This window comes from Flavobacterium sp. GW823-FHT04A11 (genome assembly GCF_058796535.1).
The window spans coordinates 4,239,443-4,260,738 of the sequence record NZ_CM179503.1 but is presented as its reverse complement, the minus strand read 5'-3'; the positions used below and the strand labels follow the sequence as shown (position 1 = coordinate 4,260,738).

16 protein-coding genes are annotated in these 21,296 nt (G+C 34.7%); 12 read left to right on the top strand and 4 right to left on the bottom strand.

Going from position 1 to position 21,296, the window contains the following annotated elements:
* Positions 1 to 11: 11 nt before the first annotated feature.
* From AC3QL1_RS18340 to AC3QL1_RS18330, 3 genes are all read left to right on the top strand, one after another.
* Positions 12 to 866 (top strand): EamA family transporter, encoded by an 855-nt coding sequence (locus AC3QL1_RS18340; RefSeq protein WP_492493585.1) that lies wholly within the window; start codon positions 12 to 14, stop codon positions 864 to 866.
* A 450-nt stretch (positions 867 to 1,316) separates the two neighbouring features.
* The gene (locus tag AC3QL1_RS18335) at positions 1,317 to 2,603 is read left to right on the top strand and encodes a Glu/Leu/Phe/Val family dehydrogenase (RefSeq protein WP_492493584.1); all 1,287 of its coding nucleotides are present in this window, start codon (positions 1,317 to 1,319) and stop codon (positions 2,601 to 2,603) included.
* A 221-nt stretch (positions 2,604 to 2,824) separates the two neighbouring features.
* Positions 2,825 to 4,045, top strand: a complete 1,221-nt coding sequence (locus AC3QL1_RS18330; protein ID WP_492493583.1) for a sterol desaturase family protein — start codon at positions 2,825 to 2,827, stop codon at positions 4,043 to 4,045.
* Positions 4,046 to 4,331: 286 nt separating this feature from the next.
* On the opposite strand, the gene susR is transcribed toward AC3QL1_RS18330, so the two are convergent.
* Positions 4,332 to 5,930, bottom strand: coding sequence for a SusR family glycan utilization regulator (susR, locus tag AC3QL1_RS18325; RefSeq protein ID WP_492493582.1), 1,599 nt, complete (start codon positions 5,928 to 5,930; stop codon positions 4,332 to 4,334).
* A 477-nt stretch (positions 5,931 to 6,407) separates the two neighbouring features.
* Here susR and AC3QL1_RS18320 point away from each other — a divergent pair, with 477 nt between their 5' ends.
* The 9 genes from AC3QL1_RS18320 (at position 6,408) to AC3QL1_RS18280 (ending at position 18,919) form a co-directional block, all read left to right on the top strand.
* The gene (locus tag AC3QL1_RS18320; protein WP_492493581.1) at positions 6,408 to 6,932 is read left to right on the top strand and encodes a DUF5004 domain-containing protein; all 525 of its coding nucleotides are present in this window, start codon (positions 6,408 to 6,410) and stop codon (positions 6,930 to 6,932) included.
* Between the two features lie 4 nt (positions 6,933 to 6,936).
* A complete protein-coding gene (locus tag AC3QL1_RS18315; protein WP_492493580.1) occupies positions 6,937 to 8,019 on the top strand; it encodes a hypothetical protein in 1,083 nt (360 codons plus the stop codon).
* A gap of 27 nt (positions 8,020 to 8,046) precedes the next feature.
* Positions 8,047 to 11,064, top strand: coding sequence for a SusC/RagA family TonB-linked outer membrane protein (locus tag AC3QL1_RS18310; protein WP_492493579.1), 3,018 nt, complete (start codon positions 8,047 to 8,049; stop codon positions 11,062 to 11,064).
* A 25-nt stretch (positions 11,065 to 11,089) separates the two neighbouring features.
* Positions 11,090 to 12,601, top strand: coding sequence for a RagB/SusD family nutrient uptake outer membrane protein (locus AC3QL1_RS18305; protein WP_492493578.1), 1,512 nt, complete (start codon positions 11,090 to 11,092; stop codon positions 12,599 to 12,601).
* A gap of 230 nt (positions 12,602 to 12,831) precedes the next feature.
* Positions 12,832 to 14,076, top strand: coding sequence for a glycoside hydrolase family 99 protein (locus tag AC3QL1_RS18300; protein ID WP_492493577.1), 1,245 nt, complete (start codon positions 12,832 to 12,834; stop codon positions 14,074 to 14,076).
* 26 nt (positions 14,077 to 14,102) lie between these two features.
* A complete protein-coding gene (locus tag AC3QL1_RS18295; protein WP_492493576.1) occupies positions 14,103 to 16,127 on the top strand; it encodes a glycoside hydrolase family 97 protein in 2,025 nt (674 codons plus the stop codon).
* 194 nt (positions 16,128 to 16,321) lie between these two features.
* Positions 16,322 to 17,425: an IS3 family transposase gene (locus tag AC3QL1_RS18290; protein ID WP_492493575.1), complete on the top strand. Its 1,104-nt coding sequence runs from the start codon at positions 16,322 to 16,324 to the stop codon at positions 17,423 to 17,425.
* Positions 17,426 to 17,453: 28 nt separating this feature from the next.
* Positions 17,454 to 18,614 (top strand): IS3 family transposase, encoded by a 1,161-nt coding sequence (locus AC3QL1_RS18285; RefSeq protein ID WP_492493574.1) that lies wholly within the window; start codon positions 17,454 to 17,456, stop codon positions 18,612 to 18,614.
* Between the two features lie 161 nt (positions 18,615 to 18,775).
* On the top strand, positions 18,776 to 18,919 hold the full coding sequence (locus AC3QL1_RS18280) for a hypothetical protein (RefSeq protein ID WP_492493573.1): 144 nt from the start codon (positions 18,776 to 18,778) through the stop codon (positions 18,917 to 18,919).
* A gap of 16 nt (positions 18,920 to 18,935) precedes the next feature.
* On the opposite strand, the gene AC3QL1_RS18275 is transcribed toward AC3QL1_RS18280, so the two are convergent.
* From AC3QL1_RS18275 to AC3QL1_RS18265, 3 genes are read right to left on the bottom strand one after another with little or no spacing between them, the layout of a single operon-like run.
* Positions 18,936 to 19,688, bottom strand: coding sequence for a hypothetical protein (locus AC3QL1_RS18275; protein ID WP_492493572.1), 753 nt, complete (start codon positions 19,686 to 19,688; stop codon positions 18,936 to 18,938).
* 4 nt (positions 19,689 to 19,692) lie between these two features.
* Complete coding sequence (locus AC3QL1_RS18270; RefSeq protein WP_492493571.1) at positions 19,693 to 20,286, bottom strand: hypothetical protein; 594 nt, start codon at positions 20,284 to 20,286, stop codon at positions 19,693 to 19,695.
* A gap of 4 nt (positions 20,287 to 20,290) precedes the next feature.
* Positions 20,291 to 20,995: a TIGR04255 family protein gene (locus AC3QL1_RS18265; protein ID WP_492493570.1), complete on the bottom strand. Its 705-nt coding sequence runs from the start codon at positions 20,993 to 20,995 to the stop codon at positions 20,291 to 20,293.
* Positions 20,996 to 21,296 lie beyond the last annotated feature (301 nt).

Genomic DNA, 21,296 nt, shown 5'->3' with positions numbered 1-21,296 from the left:
AATAGAATGATATGTTATTTCTTGTTTTAAGTATTCTTTGCAGCGTAACAGTTGGTGTAATTTTCAAAATAACCCGAAAGTATAACGTCAGCCCAATTCAAATTGTAGCTTTTAATTATGTGTTTGCCTTACTGCTGTGTTATTTTACTTTTAGCCCAAATCTTTCTGAAGTAGATGCAAAAGCACCCTGGAATATTTACCTTGCCATTGGCGTTTTATTACCTGTCGTTTTTCTGTTTTTAATTGCTTCCATAAAATATATGGGAATCGTAAAAACAGATGCCGCACAGCGATTATCACTTTTTATTCCCATACTGGCCGCCTGGTTTATTTTTAAGGAAGAATTTGATTCCTATAAAGTTCTGGGAATCATCATTGGTTTTTTAGCGCTGTTATTCATCTTAAAAAAGCAATCAGAAAACAAAGAAAACAAATGGATTTATCCGGCTGTAGTATTACTTGGTTTTGGACTCATTGATATCCTTTTCAAGCAAATTGCACTATATACCAATTTGCCTTATACCACTTCCTTATTTATTGTTTTTGATATTTCACTGGCGGTTTCCTTGCTAATTGTGATTTATGATGTAGCTTTTAAAAAAGTAAAACTGAAACTTAAAAACATCCTTTTTGGTGGTTTGGTCGGACTTTTCAACTTCGGAAATATCTTGTTTTACCTAAAAGCACACAAAGCATTTTCTGAAAATCCCTCAACTGTTTTTGCCGGAATGAACATGGGCGTTATTGTTTTAGGCAGTCTTGTTGGTTTGCTTTTTTTCAAAGAAAAACTATCCAAAATTAACTTTATAGGACTCTTTTTGGCCTTAATTGCCATTGTTTTGATTGTGATTTCGCAGTTTAAGTAAATTTTTTTATCAGCTTAATTCGTTAATTTACAGGTTCTTTTGTGTTAAGTTTAAAATTAATCAAAATAAACTCTACTAATTCTATAGAATTTATGAAATATATTTATAAATTTGTCCCAACAATGAAAAACTATAGTCGATATATCATTCAGGTTATGTGCAGCTTCACGATGTGTTGCATGATGATTTATGTAATGAGATGGCGTTAATAGAAAATGGACTTGTTAGTTATTTTTTTTTAGCCTTTCATGCACCATGAAAGGCTTTTTTTTAGAACTATTAAAAAATTAGAAAATGAGATCAAATAGAAATACCAACATAATGATGCAATGCTGTCTTATCAAAATTCCGTGTTGTAGACAAAACAATTGTTTTCAAATAATTTCTCTCTTTGAGAAGTAAGATAAATTTCTAAATCAAAAAAAATAACCCCAATTAAAAAGATATAAAATGAGCGCAGAAATAATTAAACAGAATCCCTTTCAATCTATGATTGATCGTTTTAATATCGCAGCAGATATTCTAAACCTGGATGAATCAATAAGGCAGAAATTGCAAAGGCCTGAAAAACAAATAGTCGTAAATTTTTCTATTGTTTTGGATAATGGAAACGTACAAAATTTCGAAGGCTATCGTGTAATTCACAACACCGCATTAGGGCCATCAAAAGGAGGAATTCGTTATGATAACGCCGTAAATCTGGATGAAGTAAAAGCACTGGCAGCCTGGATGACCTGGAAATCTGCCGTAACGGGAATTCCTTTTGGAGGAGCAAAAGGCGGAATTATTTGTGATCCAAGAACACTTTCAAAAGCCGAATTAGAAAAAATTACAAGAGCTTATACCAAAGCTTTATCGGATATTTTTGGACCTGAAAAAGATGTTCCGGCACCCGATATGGGAACCGGTCCTGACGAAATGGGCTGGCTAATGGATGAATTTTCATTAGTTCACGGCAAACCAATTCACGCCGTTGTAACCGGAAAACACCTGCATTCCGGAGGATCTTTGGGCAGAGTAGAAGCAACCGGAAGAGGCGTAAGCATTATTACACTTCTGGCACTTCAAAAATTAAAACTAAGACCTGCAAGATCAACCGCGGCAATTCAGGGATTTGGAAATGTAGGTTTGCATTCGGCTTTGTTTTTATATGAAAAAGGATTGAAAATTTTGGCCGTGAGTGATGTTTCAGAAGCTTTCTATAATCCTGACGGACTTAATATTCCGGAATTGATTTTGTATTATAACCTGAACAATAAAAGCATCAAAGGATATCCAAATTCAGTTGCCATAAAACACGAAGATTTATTGCTTTTGGAAGTTGATGTATTGATTCCGGCAGCAAAAGAAGATGTGATTACGCAAAAAAATGCGCATGAAATTAAAGCTAAAATTATTGTAGAAGGCGCAAATGGCCCAATTTCATCAGATGCTGATCAGATTTTGCATGAAAATAATGTTTTGGTCGTGCCGGATATTTTGGCAAATGCCGGCGGTGTAACGGTTTCTTATTTTGAATGGCTTCAGAATTCACTTTTAGAATCCTGGAGAATTCACCAGATCAATACACGACTGGAAGATATTTTAGAAAAAGGTTTTGAAACTGTTTTCAGGATTGCGGCAAAACACAATGTAACACCACGAATTGCGGCTTATATTATCGCCTTGCAAAAAGTAGCCGATACGCAATCTGTGAAAGAAGTGGCACTCGATGCGCCAAAATTCAAACAGAATTAAAAAGTTTTTAGCTAAATAATATTTTAACACATAGAAACATAGATTTTATGTTTTTGAAAAAGGTAAATCAAAAAGAAACTCGTTTCTCGCACATAGCTATGTGTGTTAATGCAAGTGAAACGCCTATTTCGGTTCAGTTATTCTATGTTTCTATGTGTTAAAAATAACAGGTTAAATAGATTTTAGTACTTGTATTATATATCAAAAAAGTAATTCTTAAAATGGAACATATTAATTTTCTGGCGTTTGCGATGCCTGCGTTTTTCCTTTTTTTATTTTTAGAATATAAGCTGGCACAGCGCAAAAAAAAACCTGAGATTTTCAATTACGAAAGCTCTGTATCAAACATTAGTATTGGCATTGCCGAAAGATTAATTAATCTTTTTGTGGCCGCAAGTTTTTATCAGCTTTATTATTTTGTTTATAATAATTACCGAATTTTTGAAATTCCCAGTAATGCTTTTGTATGGTTTGCCTTAATTCTAGCGACAGATTTTGTCTGGTATTGGTACCACAGATTAGGGCACGAAGTCAATTTTTTCTGGGCGGCGCATATTGTGCATCATCACAGCGAAGAATTTAATTTTACGGCTGCCGCAAGAATTACTACTTTTCAGGCCGTTGTAAGAACCGGATTTTGGTGCGTTTTGCCTTTTGTTGGTTTTCATCCAAAAATGGTCATCACCATGTTGATTGTGCACGGCGCTTATTCTTTTTTTACACATACACAGCTTATTGGCAAAATAAAATGGCTTGAGTATATTTTTGTAACACCATCCATTCACGGTGTTCATCACGCCTCTGACGAGAAATATCTCGATAAAAATTACGGTGATATGTTCACTTTCTGGGATCGTATTTTTGGAACTTTCCAGGAAGAGGAAGAAAAACCAAAATACGGTTTAACGCATCCCTTAAAAAGCTACAGTTTTCTTTGGCAGCACTTTCATTATTATTTCGAAATCTTTGAATTATGGAAACGCTCTTCAGGTTTTAAAGCAAAATGGAAAGCCGTCTTTGGAAGTCCGGCGCATATGGATCAGGATATTCGACCGATATTGGAAAAACGATTTTTACAGGACAAAAGCAATCCGCATCAAAGGCTGCGCTTTCGAAATTACCTTTATATTCAATTGGGAATCTGTACTTTGTTTCTAACCGTTTTTACGTATTATTTTGATTTATTAGATCTTTTTGACAAGGTTTTTGTGTTGACATTTATTCTCATCACCTTAGTTAATTGTGGTGCTTTACTAGAACAGCGCAAATGGATTTACTATCTCGAATACGCGAGAATTTTTATTGTAAGCAGTTATTTTTTATACGAAGAAGATTTAACCGGATTTTTGTTTGTACCTCTGGCTATCATGATTTTTGCCGAGCAGTTATTTTCGCTAAGTACACGTTATCAAAATGTGATACTACAACTAGAATCAGAATAGAGTTTTTTCGCCACTAATTTTCTATTTCGCCACGAATTCACGAATTTTTTATTCATACAGATGAGAATAATAATTCGTGAATCGTGGCTATTTTTTAAATCATATTGTCTTATTTACAATAAAGTTTTTTCGCCACGAATTCACGAATTTTTTATTCATACAAATGAGAATAATAATTCGTGACTTCGTGGCTATTTATTAGATCAGTTTTTTCGCGACAAATTCACGAATTTTTTATTCATACAGATGAGAATAATAATTCGTGAATTCGTGGCTATTTTTTAAATCATATCGTTTTAATCGCCATAATCTTCTCTTCAAAAGTATCTTTAAAGTCTGATTTGCTTTTAATTCTGGTTTTGTACGTGTAGATGGTAGCTACAGAAAGTTCTAGGAATTCTGCCATTTGACTGCTGTCCTGAATTCCTAATCGGTATAAGGCAAAAATGCGGAGTTCGGTATTTAAAAGTTCTCCTTTTTTTACAATGCATTTATGATCATTCGGAAACAAATGATTAAAATCAGTTACAAAAGTGGGGAATAATTTCAGGAAGATTTCATCAAACTGGTGAAAGAGATTCTCGCGTTCTTCCTTTACATTATAACGCTTTAAACTCGCAATCACTTCATCGGTTTTCTTGGTGATAATCTTATGCAGCGTACTTTTCTGAATGTGATCTATTTTGTTGATAAACGCCGAAGTTGCTTTAATAAAATAGGTAATATACTCTTCCTTAATGGCATTGGCTTCGCTTAAACTTACATTCATTTCCTGCAATTGCGCGTAGGAAGAAGCCATTATTTTTCTCGCCTTGTTTTTCTCTTTTAATTGTTTAAAAATGATAATCAGAAACAAAATAATAATCAAAGTCAGAATCGTTAATAGAATAATGATTCTCTCGAGTTTGTCATTTTTGTCTTTTACATTATTCAACTGCGCTTTTTCTATAATAGGCAAAATCGACGAAATTTCAATTTTTCGGTGTCTGGCGTTATAAAAAGTCGCGTCGTCCATGGCGATATTAATGTATTCATTGGCTTTGTCTAACTCTCCCATTTTAAAGAGTTCGTTGGCCAGGTTTCGAAGCGCAACTGTTTCTTTAGTAGCATTTTTAACATCGGCAATAGCGGCGAGAGCCAGATAATAAATGGCTTTTTTGGTATATCCTCTTTCCGAATAAATATAACCGAGACTCGAAGTGGCGATTCCGTAATAATCCGGCGGTAAATTATAGTTGTTAATCCAGTAACTAAAGGCAAATTCGGCACCGCGCCAGTCTTGTTGTTTGAGGCGTTTTAAGCTTTCTGCCGCCCAATATTCATTGCTGTTGGTTCCAATTAATTCCAGTGCTTTTTTCAGGAAATGATTTCCCTGCTGTACATAATGAATATTAAAACGCTGATCTTTATTATAATCAGCAAGATCATAATAAGCGCGGGCTTTAATGGAATAATATTCGAATTTGTGTTTCTGATCTAGTTTCTGATCGTCGATAACATTCAAAGTATCAATGGCTTCTTTAAACAATCCCGATGAAAGCAATACGAAACCTTCCTTAATACGGCTTTTAGCCAAAAACTTCGGATCTTTTAAAACAATGGCTTTGACTTTTGCTTCTTCCAGATAATAATAAGCCGAATCGTATTTGAAAGATTTGTATTCTTCAAAAAGTGACATATAAGAATTGTACAATTGTTCATTATTCTGGCTTAAAGTAAATTTTGAAATGTCTTTTTTGAGAGCTGCAATTTTATGATATTTCTTTTTTAAGTACACTTCTTTTTTCAGAAGCACTTTATCTAATTCTTCCAGAACAGGATTTGTCTCTTTCGCAGCCAGAGAAAAACCTGCAATAAAAAAATACAGAATCAATATTCTTCGCATGGTTGTTTTGGTTAGGTAAAAGTTAGTTTTTGATTTGTTGGGTTAATTCGTTTTTAGTCCTGGAAATAATTTAAAAGGTGATGATTGGGCAACTATTAAAATTAGCATTTTAATTTGTAATGCATTTAAAAATGTGTGATTTACATGGTCAAATCACTTCTAAATGTTAAAAGTAGACTAATAATTTGCAATTATACAATAAAAAGCAATTATATATATGCATAGTGAAAAAAATATAGACTAAAATTTTCATATTGTCATTATTACCATTAATTATATAGTGATTTTGATCTAAACAATGTCTTGATTTTTACAAATATAAAAATATTTTAAATTACTGATTATCAATAATTTGATTTAAAAAAGTTTCGATTTTTATCTTGATTTTTCTCAGATGTTTTTTTTTAGATTTATTTAACATCTAGTTTCGTTCTGTCTTTGAGGAGACAAAAAACTAACAAAACAAACCACAAATTTATGAGATGTAAAAGTATTTATTGGTTAGCTGTTTTTATGTGTTTAATGACGATTAGTTGTGATAATACAGAAGACGGAAGCTACGTCGATCCGATTACCCTTTATGAGAAAGTAAACGGAAATTGGGGATTGACAAATTTGAAAATGGTTGATGAATCTGCCAAGGCAAATGCCATCGAACCGAGTGAACAAAACCTGAGTACGTATTTTAACTACGAGGATTTTAAAATTAAATTCAACGTAGATGAAAAAATGAATCCGACAAGTTATGAGGTTCTTGGAGACGTTCCGCCTTTATTTGCTGCGAAAGGATTTTGGAGATTAAGTTCGGATTTTCAGCAAACGAATGCAAGTGGTCCGGTACGAATTTATTTGTACAGCGACGCTCAGAAAACGCAAAAAACAGACGAACTCAGACTGACTTCCGTTCCTGGAAACAGTGATGAAATGGAACTTCAATTGGTGCATTCTTCAGGCGGGATTGCATTTGTGTCTTATGTATTCAAATTAACTGCTATTAACTAAAAGTATGAAAAAATTTATATATACAATTTTACTTGCCCTTTTGATGGCTCCAAATTTTATGCAGGCGCAGGAAACTACAGGAGCTGTGGGCGCGATGTCATCCTTTCCGGTCGTGTACAAATATGACGAACAGGTTACCTGGTATTTTGACCTTGCGGGAACAACTTTTGCGGAAAACGAAGACCTTTATATCTGGATCTGGTCACCATCAGAACCCGATGCGGGCAATTGGGAAAACTCTTCAGACTTTGCAAAACTGCATTACGAAGGCAATAAAGTATGGAGTTTTACTTTGACTCCAACAACTTATTTTTCTAAAACTCCGGCAGAAATCGCGGCAAGTGCAGGATTTTGGTTTCGTTTAAAAAACAAAAACGGATCCAAACAAAGCGAAGTTGCCAACATGCCTTATACTGATTTCTCTTCTTTTTATACCGCAAATGAGCTTATCAGGGCTTATCCGACAAAACCAACTCTGGACAAAGGGGTTAGTATCTTGTTTAATGCCAATCTGGCTCCGGGTTTTGCGGGCGCGACAAGCGTTCACATGCATAGTGGATTGAACAACTGGGATATTAAACAGGAATACCAATCCTGGTTACCGGATATTGTAGAGAAAACAAAACTAAAAGATTTAGGAAACGGCTTTTATAAAATGGATTTGGTTCCGAAAACCTACTACAATGCGCCGGACGGTTATGTGATGGAAAACCTTGTTTTTTTAATGGTAAAAGATGATTGGGCAGGAACAACTCCGGATCAGGTTTTATACGCGGGAGCTTATGAACCGCCTCCGGCACCGGTATTTGGATTTTTCCCTTTACAAATTAGCCAAAGAGATTTTCTGGGTATCTACAGAAAAAATAACGAACCGGGCGTAAACAAATTAATCTACACCATAACGGCGGGAAGCAAAGTAATTGCGGGCGAGTTTACAGGCGGAGTTGCTGAAATAAAAGGATTTGTGAATTTGGTTTCAGAGCTTCAGGGAATTCCGAATTTAAGTGAAATTCATGTTTTGGTCAAAGACAATAAAGACAAAACCATTTCGGATACAACCATTCCGCTTAAAACTTTAGACAAATAATCACTATCAAACCAAACACCAATTCTAATGAATAGTAAAAATAAAAAAATAGTCCTGCATCAAATGTGGACTACAAAATCGGTGGTATTCCTAATTTTCATGCTTTTCCTTTCGGCAGGAATATTGGCGCAGGGAAAAAAGAAAGTATCAGGTACCGTTTATGACAATACAGGAAGTGTTTTGCCGGGAGCTTCGATTATTGAGATAGGCACAAAAAACGCTGCTACAACAGATTTTGACGGAAAATTTTCGCTGGATGTAGCCGTAGGAAGTACAATCGAAGTTTCTTTTATAGGAGCTACAACCCAAAAAATTCAAATTACTTCTGCAACTTCCAATATCGATGTCCGTTTGCAAAATGACGGTTACCAACTGGCAGAAGTTCAGGTAGTTTCTGTAGGATACGGAACGCAAAAGAAATCAGATTTAACCGGCGCTATTTCTACGCTTAAAGCGGATGATTTAGTAAAAGGAACAATCTCCTCGACAGAGCAGGTCTTACAGGGAAAAGTAGCGGGATTAAATGTTATTCGTCCTTCTGGAGATCCGGCTGCTGGTGCTACTTTACGCTTGCGCGGAGGAACATCCTTAACCGCAAGCAACAGTCCGCTTATCGTAGTTGACGGAATTGCAGGTGTGGATATCAACGTGGTTCAGCCTTCGGATATTAAATCGGTAGATATTCTGAAAGATGCTTCGGCGACAGCCATATACGGTTCAAGGGGAGCAAACGGAGTTATTATCATTACCACAAAATCAGGAACAAAAGGCGTTTCTGTAACCTACAGCGGTTTATCAAGCGTGGGTTATGTTGCCGATAATTTAGACCTTTTATCTGCCAACCAATGGAGAGCTTATGTTCGCCAGACCGCAAATATGGACGCTGTTGATTACGGCGGAAACACCAACTGGCAAAAAGAAACAGAACAAGTTGCTATCTCGCAATCACATACTTTAAGCATCAATTCGGGTAAAACAGACAGCGGTTTCAGAGCATCACTTTCGTACTTAAACAACGAAGGTGTTATAAAAACAAGCGGACTTGAAAGAATTAGCGGAAACGTAAACGCCTATCAATATCTTGGCAGCAACAAAGACGTAAAATTTGATATGGGTTTATTTGCTAATATCGACAAATGGCATCCAATTGATTACAGAATTTTTGAGCGTTCTTATAACCTGAATCCAACCATTCCGGTTTATGATGCAAACGGAAATTTTTCTTCTGTAGGAGGAAATATCTACGAAAATCCTGTTGAAATTTTAACCAACAGAACCGTAGACAATGAAAGACACAGACTTTTGGGTTATTTTAAAACGGAAGTTAAATTTTTGAATGATTTCCTGGCTGTTGCCAATATTTCATTAGAGCATAATGCGATGCAGGGAAGTACTTATAAACCTTCATACGCGGTTATGGAAGGAAGAACAGAAGGCGGTTATGCACAAAAAACATATGCAGAATATACAAATGCACAAGGCGAATTGTATGTCAATTATACGAAAGTTATCGATAAACACAACATTAGCGCGCTTGCTGGATATTCCTATCTGGAGAATATTTACGAAGGTTTTGGCGCGCAAAGAAGCGGTTTTGTGACCGATGCTTTTAGCTACAACAATTTAGGCGCGGGTTACAATTATCGTTTGGGCGATGTGTATTCGTATAAAGGAAAATCAAATCTGGTTTCATTTTACGCGCGTGCCAATTATGGTTATGACGGAAAATATTTATTGACCGGAACTGTGAGACGTGATGGTTCAAGCCGTTTTGGAGAAAACAATAAATGGGGAACTTTCCCGTCTGCATCTGCGGCATGGAGAATTTCTAACGAAGATTTTATGACTTCATCAAAAGGCTGGTTAGATAATTTAAAACTAAGAGTGGGTTGGGGAATTACCGGTAATCAGGACGGAATTGGTGAATACAAATCGCTTTCTATTTTAGGAGTTGGAAATGACAGTTACTACGATCCTGTTACAGGAACGTGGAGTTTGGCTTATTCTCCAAAACAAAACCCAAATCCTGATTTAAAGTGGGAATCGACAGAACAGGTAAACGTTGGTATAGACTTTAGTTTATTTAATAGAATTACAGGTTCGTTTGAATGGTATTCTAAAACCACAAGAGATTTATTATATACCTATGAAGTGCCACAGCCACCGTATTTAGTGGGAACAATGCTGGCAAACGTAGGTGAAATGTCAAACAAAGGAGTAGAACTTACGCTAAATGCAGACATTATCAAAGGAGATAAATTTTCATGGAATGCGAATTTGACTTTGGGACACAACGTTCAGAAAATCGAAAAACTATCCAATCCAACGTATAAAACAGATGTAATTTACAGCGGATCATTGCACGGACTGGCAGGTATGTCTGGACAATATTCTCAAATTATTGCCGAAGGATATCCTGTTGGAACTTTCTGGGGATTTGAAAGCGCCGGACTTGATACTGATGGAAAAATGCTGTACTACAATGCTGCGGGAGAGAAAGTTGCAGACAATGTTTTAGTTGATGCTGATAAAAGAGATTTAGGAAATATTCAGCCGGATCTGACTTTGGGTATTGGAATGAATTTTACTTACGGAGATTTTGATCTTGGAATTTCAGGTTACGGAATGTTTGGTCAAAAAGCCTTAAACGCAACCAACATGATGTTAAACGACCCGAACAGATTACCGGCTTTTAATGTTCCGGATGATTTCTTAGGAAGCGGCATTACATCGGCCCCAAAATATTCAAGTTACTGGATCGAAGATGCTTCTTTCTTCAGACTTCAAACCGTTACGGTTGGCTATACGCTGCCAATGAAATTAAAAGGTACAAAATTGAGAATGTATCTAATGGGAGAAAATCTGGCTGTATTTACAAACTACAAAGGTGTTGATCCTGAAATTGGTCTAAATGCACAGGACGGAATCAACCAAACCGGAGTTATGGACACAACCGGACTTGCAGCGCCTGGAATTGACAGATATAACAATTATCCTAGACCAACAACAATTTCTGTTGGATTAAACTTCACGTTTAACAATTAAGCGAATTAACTCAAAAATATAAAAAATGAAAATCAAAATAACAGCAGCAATATTGATGAGCATGCTTTTTACGATATCCTGTACAAACCTAAACGAAGATTTGTACGATAGAGTAGAAGACGGAAACTTCGGAAATACTCCAAAGGAAATTGATGCACTGGTGGGCGGCGCGTATTCTTCTTTAAGAGGATTTGCCGACGGAATTTCGAATAATTATCCAACCTGCGAATATGTTTTCTTTTTGAATGAAACGGTTTCAGACGAAGCTACAATTCCAACAAGAGGAACAAACTGGTACGATGGCGGACAATATCAGGACGCGCAAAAACATACCTGGAAAGCAGATAACCGTATGATTTTATCGGCATGGCGCTACAATTATACGGGAATTGCCAAGATCAATTCCATTATTTATCAAATCGATAAATCGTCATTGACAGATGCTGCAAAAGCGCCAATTTATGCCGAACTAAAATCATTGAGAGCGTATTACTATTACAATCTTTTGGATTTATTCGGAAATGTGCCAATTGTGGTAAACTTTGAAGATACTTCGTTACCGTCAAATTCTACCAGAAAACAAGTGTATGATTTTGTGGAGAAAGAATTGCTGGATGCACTTCCATATTTAACTTCAAATGTGGTATATTCTAAATTCACTAAAAATGTTGCCTATTCCTTATTGGCTAGATTGTATTTGAATTCTCAAGCATTTATAGGAACTCCGCGTTGGCAGGATTGCATCAATATGTGCCAAAAAGTAACAGGTTATACATTAGCACCTGATTTCTTTGCCAATTTTGCGACACAAAATGAAAAATCACCGGAAATTATTTTCGCTATTCCTTACGATTCAAAAGCAGGAACAGTAGGAAATTATATGTCATCAATGTCTTGTCATTACCTGCATAAATTAACGATTTCCCCAATTGGAGATTATCCTTGGAGCGCCAACGGAATGTGCGCACAGCCAGGTGTTTATTCGGCTTTTGCAGATACAGATAAAAGAAAAAAATGCATGGTTGCCGGAGATCAGATCAATTTGGCGACAGGACAAGTCATTATGATGGATAATGGAGAACCTTTAACGTATACAGAAGCCGTTACAAGTGTGGCCGATGCCAAAGAAAATGAAGGGGTTCGTTTAGGAAAATACGAAATGAAAGCCGGAGAAATGTGGGAACGTGATCACGATCTTGTGGTAATTCGTTATGCCGAAATTTTGATGATGCAGGCAGAATGTTACGTTCGCCTTGGATCTGCAGATTTAGCAAAACCATTCCTGCAGCAAATTGCAACACGTGCCGGAACAGAATTGCCAGCGACAATCGATCTTCATTTTATTGATCAGGAATTGTTAAGGGAATTTACTTTTGAAGGAAGAAGAAGAACAGACAACATTCGTTTTGGAACATTCTTCGACCCATGGTGGGAAAAAGGAGCAACGGAACCATACAGAGCTATTTTCCCAATTCCGAGTACGGTTATGACCACAAATAAAAACCTCATTCAGAATCCCGGATATCCTGTAAACTAGATTCTGGAATGTCAGTCTTCCATGTTGGTTAGTCGTGGAAGGCTGACATATGTTTAATAGATAGAACTTATTTTAATTAAAAATTGAGAATTAAAAATTAAAAATCTGCTGTATTTGCGTAAAAAAAATACTCGGAATATCATGATTCCTAAAGCATTTTTAATTCTGAATTTTTAATTTTTAATTCTTTTTATCAGTGGCAAAAAAAATAAAACAAACAACACATCAATATGAAAAGATATATCACATTATTGTTTTTTGGGATTTTGAATATTTTAATCGCCGCCAGTTGCAGCAGCGATGACAAAGGTTCAGATAAACCTGCAGAACCGGAAATAGTTGCGCCCGTTGCGATTGAAAAAACAAATAGCACCAAAATTTACGTACACTACATGCCCTGGTTTGAAACCAATGAAAGCAGTGCCGACAAAAAATGGGGATATCACTGGACAATGGCGAACAAAAATCCAAACAACATAGGCGCAAACAATCGCAGGGAAATAGCCTCATATTATTATCCGCTGATTGGACCTTATCATTCAGGAGATAAAAATGTGATCGAAGACCATTTATTACTGATGAAATATGCAGGAATCGATGGTGTTTTAATTGATTGGTACGGCACTTATGATGTTTTTGATTACAGAATGGTAAAAGAAAACACAGAGCAATTGATCGCCATGCTCGATAAAGTAGGATTGGAATATGCCATAGTTTATGAAGACAGAGTAACAAAAAGCGCTGTCGATGCCGGAAAAGCCATTTCGGTAACCGCAGCCGCCAAAACCGATTTGGCCTATATGGAGAAAAATTATTTCGACGATGCCAATTACATTAAAGTAAACGGAAAACCATTGTTGCTGAACTTCGGCCCAATTATCCTGCAGACACCTGCAGAATGGACGAATGTTTTTAATACCATTACTACAAAACCTACTTTTATAACCCTTTGGGATCAGTCTGTAGAAGCGGGAGCAAATGCTTCGGGAGAATATGCCTGGGTTTATAAAGACAACTCTTATCTGACGAATTTTTACACCAATACAAAACCAAAACTTTCTGTTGCAATAGGAAGTGCTTATCCTGGTTTTAAAGATTTTTATGCCGAAGGCGGTGGCGGAGCAGCGATTGGCTGGACAATAGAACCAAACAATGGCTTTACGCTTGATGAAACTCTTTCGCTGGCTAAAAATGCAAACCTTAACTTTTTACAATTGATTACATGGAATGACTTTGGCGAGGGAACAATGTTTGAACCAACAGTAGAATTTGGTTACACGTATATCGAAAAAGTAAAAGCTTTTGCCGGTGTAAAAAATACCGAATCGGTTTTTGCTGAAATCACGAAAATGTACAATTTAAGAATCGAAAAGAAAGGCAATGCCGATGCCCAGAAAAAATTAGATCAGGCGTTTAATTATTTTGTTTCGATGCAGCCTGCAAAAGCAAAACAATTGATAAATGAAATTAAATAAGAAGTTGTAATTAATACAATTAAATAATGAAAAATAGAAGATATAGATACTTTTTAATTGCTTTTGCGTCGATATTAATTTACGCTTGCAGTGCTGGTACTAAAAAAACTTATACCATAAATTCGCCTGGAAAAATTACCAAACTCGTTTTTGAATTAACTGCTTCAGGTCAGCCGCAATACAGCTTTTCGTCTAATGGAAAATCAGTTATAGAACCTTCTTTAATGGGGTTTGAATTTCAGGGAATCCAGAAAATGACAGAAGGTTTTGAAGTGGTTTCCACCGAAGAAAAAGCAACCGATGAAACCTGGGAACAGCCTTGGGGTGAATTCAAAAAAGTGCGCGACCATCACAACGAATTAGTAGTTCACCTTAAGGAATCAAAAGGTGAAGAGCGTCTGGTTGATATTATTTTCAGGGTTTTTGATGATGGCGTGGGATTTCGTTATTTTTTTCCGAAACAGCCTAATTTAAACAAAGTCAAAATCTCTGACGAAGCGACCCAGTTTACTTTTAAATCAGAAAATGATGTCTGGTGGATTCCGGTTCACAGAGAAAACAGCTATTATGAAAGTACATATCGCAAAACGCCTGTTAGTAAAACAGATACTATAAATACGCCGGCTACTTTTGAAACCAAAGAAAAATTATTTGTGGCGATTCACGAAGCCAATTTAACCGATTTTGCCTCAATGACGTTATTAAAAACAAATAACAAACAATACAAAAGCGAATTAGTGCCGTGGAAAGATGGCGTAAAAGTATATGCCCAAACGCCTTTTGCAACGCCCTGGAGAACCATTATTGTGGGTAATAATCCGGGAGATCTGACAACTTCGACCATTATGCTGAATTTAAATGATCCGTCAAAAATTGAAGATCTTTCCTGGATAACGCCATCGAAATATATTGGTATCTGGTGGGGAATGCATTTGGAAAAATACACTTGGGGACAAGGCGCAAAACACGGAGCAACTACAAAAAACACCAAAGAATATATTGATTTTGCAGCAAAAAATGGTTTCGACGGGGTTTTGGTCGAAGGCTGGAACGAAGGCTGGGACGGCGACTGGACAGCGGACGGATCTGCATTTAGTTTTGTAAAACCGTATCCTGATTTTAATCTGGAAGAAATCACCAAATATGCCGCCATTAAAAATGTTCGTTTAATAGGTCATCACGAAACGGCCGGAGCGACGAAAAACTACGAAAGCCAGTTGGAAGATGCTTTTAAACTGTATAATAAAATGGGCGTAAATACCGTGAAAACCGGTTACGTAAACAAATATCTGGACAAAAAAGAATGGCATGACAGCCAATACGGAGCGCGTCATTACCGAAAAGTAATGGAAACCGCTGCAAAATACCATATTATGATTGACAATCACGAGCCCATAAAAGGAACGGGATTACAGCGAACCTATCCTAACTTTATGTCGCAGGAAGGCGGCAGAGGTCAGGAATACAACGCTTGGTCTGTTGATGGCGGAAACACGCCCGAACATTTAACCACTTTGCCTTTTACCAGAATGCTTTCAGGACCGTTTGACTATACGCCGGGTAATTTCAATTTTGATTATAAAACACCGTCGGGAGCAAAAGTGCAGACGACGCTGGCCAATCAACTGGCGTTGTATGTTGTGATTTTTAGTCCGTTGCAAATGGCATCTGACCTTCCTGAAAACTATGAGGGAAAACCGGAGTTCAAGTTTGTAAAAGAAGTTCCGTGCAATTGGTCTGAAACTAAGGTTTTGGATTCGAAAATTGGAGAATACACCACAATCGCACGTAAAGACTGGGACGAGAAAAACTGGTATTTGGGTTCTATTACAAACAAAGAGGCGAGAGATTTGAAAGTGCCGTTATCTTTCCTGGATGCCGGAAAAGAATACGAAGCAGAAATTTATGCTGATGGAGCAGGAGCCAACTACAAAACAAATCCATATCCGGTAGCAATTTCAAAACAAAAAGTAAATAGCAAAACAGTTTTTGATCTGAAACTCGCAGCTGGAGGAGGAACAGCTATAAAATTCTCTCCAGTACAGAAATAATTTATGATAATAATATACCCAGGTTACCACTTTAAATTTTAATAATAACCGAGGAAGTTTTTAAATTATATATAAAGGTAATAATATGCATTGTATATTATTACCTTTTTTTTACAGCAAATAAAAGACAAATCATTGTATATCTGTCACTTATCTTTCTTAAATTCACATATTAGAATCTGAACTTTAGGAAAATGAAAAAAGGTAGCAGAGTTTACGATCGTAAATTTAAAGTAAAGGCAGTTCAATTAGGATATCAAATAGGTTGCTACATAGGCGCAAGAGAACTTGGAATTTCACCGTCACTTATAATTCGATGGAGACAAGAACTTCGTGAATATGGAGAAGCAAGTTTTTGCGGACATGGCTTCACGAGATTAAACGATGAACAAAAAAGATTTTGCGAACAAAAAAGAAAGCTTAAAAAGGAGCTTAAAAACACAGAACTTAAAATTGAAATCTTCAAAAATGCGAGCAAATATACTTCTGGAGGAAAACTTGCCATTTTTCAATTTATTAAAGACCATTCCGACAAGTACGCAATTTCAAAAATGTGTAATATTCTAGGGACATCTCTTCTAGCATATAAGAAATGGAACAATCAGTTGCTTACTCCAGCAAAACGTCAAACTCAAATATTAAAAGAAGAAATAATTTCTATATTTTATGAATATAAAGAGCTGTATGGTGGTCCGAAAATTGCAGCCGAGTTACAAAGTCGTGGCTTTAACATAAAACAAGGCCAAGTTATGATTCATATGAAAAGTCTAGGACTAGTTAGTAAGATTAGGAGAAACCTAAAACTCAAAAGTACTTCAATTTATAATCCTTATAAGTTTCCTAACCTCTTAAATCAACAATTTACAGTTGAAGGACCTTCTAAAGTATGGGTTTCGGGTATAACTCGAATACAAACATCCAATGGACTTTTATTCTTAACAATTATTATGGATTTATTTGACAGAAAAATTATAGGATGGGCCTTAAGTAATGGATTATCTGTCAAAGAGACTACGATACCTGTTTGGGAAATGGCTATTAAAAATAGAAAAGTAGTGAAAGGGTTAATATTTCATTCCCATTCAGGCAGTCAATACGCTAGTAAAATGTTTAGTAATAAATTAGACTCTTATAAATTTATCAGACGAAGTATGAGTAGAAAAAGAAATCGTGCCGACAATGTTATATCTGAAAGCATCTTTAATTCGATTAAATCTGAACTGATAGATCTAAAAATGCTTGTTACCAAAAAGCAAATGCAAGAAAAAATATTTGAATATTTCGAAAATCTAAAGTAGCAGAACATTCATCATTAAACTTCAGCCTATGAAAACATACGAACGTGCTTTCAAAGTGAATGCAGTTAAATTAAGTTATGAGTGTGGTAAAGGACAACTAGCGTCTCTTGCAAGAGAGTTGGGAATAAGTCCAGATAATTTGTACAAATGGCGAAAAGACTGTGAAAAGTTTGGAATAAGAAGTTTCCCAGGTCCTGGTAACCCTAATTTAACTACGGAACAAGCTGTCATTAAAGATCTTGAAAGAAAAGTTAAAAATTCTAATATTACGTTCGAGATATTAAAAAGAGGAACTAGATATATTTCACAAGGAAAAATAATGACTAAAAATTTCATTGAAAATAATAAATCTGAATTTTCAATTGCAAAAATGTTAACTGCATTAGAAGTATCAGAAACCACATATTATAGAACAAAAAAGCAGGAACTTACAGATACAGAATCTAGAGTAATCTTACTAAAAAAAGAAATTGCATCTATATATTATGAATTTAAGCGAAGATACGGATGCTTCAAAATTACAAGAGAACTTCAAAGCAGAGGATTTAAAATAAAAAACTCTTCAGTAAAAAAGTACATGAGAATGTTGGGGCTACGTCGAAAAATTAAAAGAAAATATAAGGTCACAACTGATTCATTTCATAATCACTATGTAGTTCCAAATGTTTTAAATAGACAATTTACAATCACGGAACCTGCTAAAGCTTGGGTTTCAGATATAACCTATATACAAACTACTAAAGGCTTTTTGTATCTTACAATTGTAATGGATTTATTTGATAGGAAAATCATAGGATGGAATTTAAGTACAAAAATGAGCACAAAAGAAACGACTTTGCCCGCTTTGAAAATGGCTGTTAATAATAGAGAAATTACTAAAGACTTAATATTTCATTCCGATAGAGGTGTTCAATATGCTAATAAACTTTTTACAAATACAATAGACTCTTATAAATTTGTTAGAAGAAGCATGAGTCGAAGAGAAGATCATAATGACAATGCCGTTTGCGAAAGCTTTTTTAGTTATTTCAAAGCTGAATTGCTTACTGGAAATAAGTTACCGTCAAGAAAACAGTTGAGAGAGCAAGTATACGAATACATCGAAAATTGGTATAATAAAAAGAGGAGGCATTCATATTTAGGCTATAAAACAATCGAAGAATTTGATAAGATTAATAATGTAATTTAAATTTAGCACCTTTAAAAAACCAGCGAAGTGGATTTAAAATCTTTGTAGGTAGTTTTTACTTAGTAAATAAAATATACGATATCATACAATGATCATGTAAGACCCAAGATGCCAAATATTGTTTAATTATATATAAACTATAATATTAAAACAAACATATCATGAAAACACTTTCAGATCACATTCAAGAAAGTTTTGCACCTGTTAAGGAAGATCAACAAATAGTTATAGAGAATCAAATCGACAATCAGGAAGAAGTTGTTAACGAAGATGAATCTGTAGAAAAAGAAAAACCGTCCGAGTAGGGACGGTTGTTTAGTATTAATGTACAAAGACATTTTGATTTATTGTTCCAATATTGTCTTCATTATGAAATGCATTAGCTTTTATAACATGTGTCATAATACTTTCAAAGTATTGTGGTGTCCATTTTGGCTTATCATTTTTAACTTCGTTATCATTAAAATTTTTTGTAATCATTTCTACATGCCAATAATTCAAAACTAAGGGATCGTGGATAATCTTTACTACTCCGGACACTGGATAAACAAGCTTCGTTGGGTCATCTGGAAAATTAGGATCTTGAATTGGTACTATTGCACCGCATCCAACCCTTGTTTCAAATTCACGTACAATTTTCTTGATATCTCTGCTAAATGGATGTGCATAAGGAAAAGTTTTTCCATCAATATTATTAGCATGCAAATATATTTCACATCCAACTTCAACAATTTTGTAATCTTTGTAAAAATTTTTAAATAAAACCTTTTTGCCCAGCCACTTTTGACCACCAGGTTTATTATGGACTACACTGTATTTTAAGTATTCTTTTTTAAAAAATGCTCCAAGTAAGTTAATTGACAATCTTGGCAACCTTTCACCAGGAATAGCATCAATTCTTAAGAGATAGTTTTTACCAACTTTTTTAAAAGTGTGTTCAAGAGATTTTTCAGATCTTCTTAACAAATATATATTTTTGTTAGATGCTAATAATAGATCAAAATCAATTTTATTACAAAAAAAATCTTTTGGAAGTATTGATTCTGGATAATCAACTTTCCCAATAATTTTCAAAATTTTACAGTGTAATGTAAGATTGAAATTTTTTAACAAACTCGGAAATTTCCACAACATTACTAGATATAAGATTTCTGTTAATAAAAAAAGAATAGAATACTTGGTTTTCACCTAAGTCGTGTGCTGCTGGATTCAAAAATTTATCTATCATCAACAATTTATCATCATTAAAACTCAATGTGAAATGTATAGATTCGCTACCTAAAAATTCGACACCAATATCATCAAAGCTTAGATGTGCAATGTCATTTTTTAATTTATTCAATGAGTCCGCAAAAATTTCCTTTTTAATATTTGATAATTGAACCTCTTCTTCGATTTTTATATCAATTTTTTTAATGTTTTCAATATAGAATCTTTTCTCAGAATTATCTCCAAAGATTACAAGAACGTTTCCTTCATGTAGGAAGCTAAAATGATTGTCTTGTTTAAATGAATTTGTATGCTCAATAGATTCATTTTCTCCACTAAAATTTGAATAATTAAGAATCTTAGTTATTCCTTCTGTGGACTTTAGATGATCAAATTTTTTCAAATGATCACGTCTAGAAAGAGTTCTATATTCAGCAGGGATATCTTGTGATATATATGGCATATTTTTAATATTCTGGATTTAACGTTTTAATGAAATCATCTTTTAGCAATTCAAAAAAAGTCTTTTTTAATAAACTATGAGCAGATTCAATGTAATTACATATTTCTTTTTGCTCAACATTATTAGATATTGATACATCTATATCTATCAAATGCCCTTTAGTTTCTTCACTATCTATTGTAATTTCTGTAATATCTTTTTTTAATCGCACTAACAAATCAAATTTATCAGCTAAACTTTTTGTTGTATACGATACAAAATTCTCTTCTACTCCGTCAATTTTCATTGATGGGATTTCCTTTAATATAGTAATAAAATTCTCTACACTAAATTTAGATTGATACCTAATTCCTATTCGATCAATCGACTCGATCACTTTAGAATCTAAAATAAGTGATAAAATTTCATTAAAGCTTCTACTATAATTTTTCCATAATTTATACTCAGTGATATTTTCAAAACTTATAAAATTTTCATTAAATGAAACTGAATAATCGTCGTTTGAAAAAAGATAGTCAGGGTAAAATTTTAGCTCAGCATTTTTAATTCTTACATCTCGTGGCAATGACGAACTTTCAAATTTTGGCAGAACGTCTGAAAATTTACCGTAAAACAATTTAAAAATAGAACCATGTTCTATTTCAGTTTTGAATCTTATTTCAATTGTTGAACTAACCAAAGGGCTAGGTGTGATTTTTGTTGGATACATTATATTTTAAAGGGTGCAAAAGTACACATTAAAAATGAAATTAAAACTTTAAATGAAATCGATGAACTGCATTTTTTTACCGTTGTAATTATAGGATAAATATATATATTAATTTAATTAAATGTGCACGCGTTGTGAAATATTTTACAGTTTACCGTAAATCAGGTGTTTTTACGTAGTGATGTACAGCATAATTAATGATTAAATTAAACAATATTCGTGATTTATCAAAATGATTCCCAATATTTTGACAATATTTTCACTGCAGAACTATGTTTATAATCATTAAATTCTTCTCAAT

Coding starts and splice junctions, on each gene's coding strand:
- AC3QL1_RS18340 (WP_492493585.1), top strand. CDS start 12: ATGTTATTTCTTGTTTTAAGTATTCTTTGCAGCGTAACAGTTGGTGTA.
- AC3QL1_RS18335 (WP_492493584.1), top strand. CDS start 1,317: ATGAGCGCAGAAATAATTAAACAGAATCCCTTTCAATCTATGATTGAT.
- AC3QL1_RS18330 (WP_492493583.1), top strand. CDS start 2,825: ATGGAACATATTAATTTTCTGGCGTTTGCGATGCCTGCGTTTTTCCTT.
- susR (WP_492493582.1), bottom strand. CDS start 5,930: ATGCGAAGAATATTGATTCTGTATTTTTTTATTGCAGGTTTTTCTCTG.
- AC3QL1_RS18320 (WP_492493581.1), top strand. CDS start 6,408: ATGAGATGTAAAAGTATTTATTGGTTAGCTGTTTTTATGTGTTTAATG.
- AC3QL1_RS18315 (WP_492493580.1), top strand. CDS start 6,937: ATGAAAAAATTTATATATACAATTTTACTTGCCCTTTTGATGGCTCCA.
- AC3QL1_RS18310 (WP_492493579.1), top strand. CDS start 8,047: ATGAATAGTAAAAATAAAAAAATAGTCCTGCATCAAATGTGGACTACA.
- AC3QL1_RS18305 (WP_492493578.1), top strand. CDS start 11,090: ATGAAAATCAAAATAACAGCAGCAATATTGATGAGCATGCTTTTTACG.
- AC3QL1_RS18300 (WP_492493577.1), top strand. CDS start 12,832: ATGAAAAGATATATCACATTATTGTTTTTTGGGATTTTGAATATTTTA.
- AC3QL1_RS18295 (WP_492493576.1), top strand. CDS start 14,103: ATGAAAAATAGAAGATATAGATACTTTTTAATTGCTTTTGCGTCGATA.
- AC3QL1_RS18290 (WP_492493575.1), top strand. CDS start 16,322: ATGAAAAAAGGTAGCAGAGTTTACGATCGTAAATTTAAAGTAAAGGCA.
- AC3QL1_RS18285 (WP_492493574.1), top strand. CDS start 17,454: ATGAAAACATACGAACGTGCTTTCAAAGTGAATGCAGTTAAATTAAGT.
- AC3QL1_RS18280 (WP_492493573.1), top strand. CDS start 18,776: ATGAAAACACTTTCAGATCACATTCAAGAAAGTTTTGCACCTGTTAAG.
- AC3QL1_RS18270 (WP_492493571.1), bottom strand. CDS start 20,286: ATGCCATATATATCACAAGATATCCCTGCTGAATATAGAACTCTTTCT.
- AC3QL1_RS18265 (WP_492493570.1), bottom strand. CDS start 20,995: ATGTATCCAACAAAAATCACACCTAGCCCTTTGGTTAGTTCAACAATT.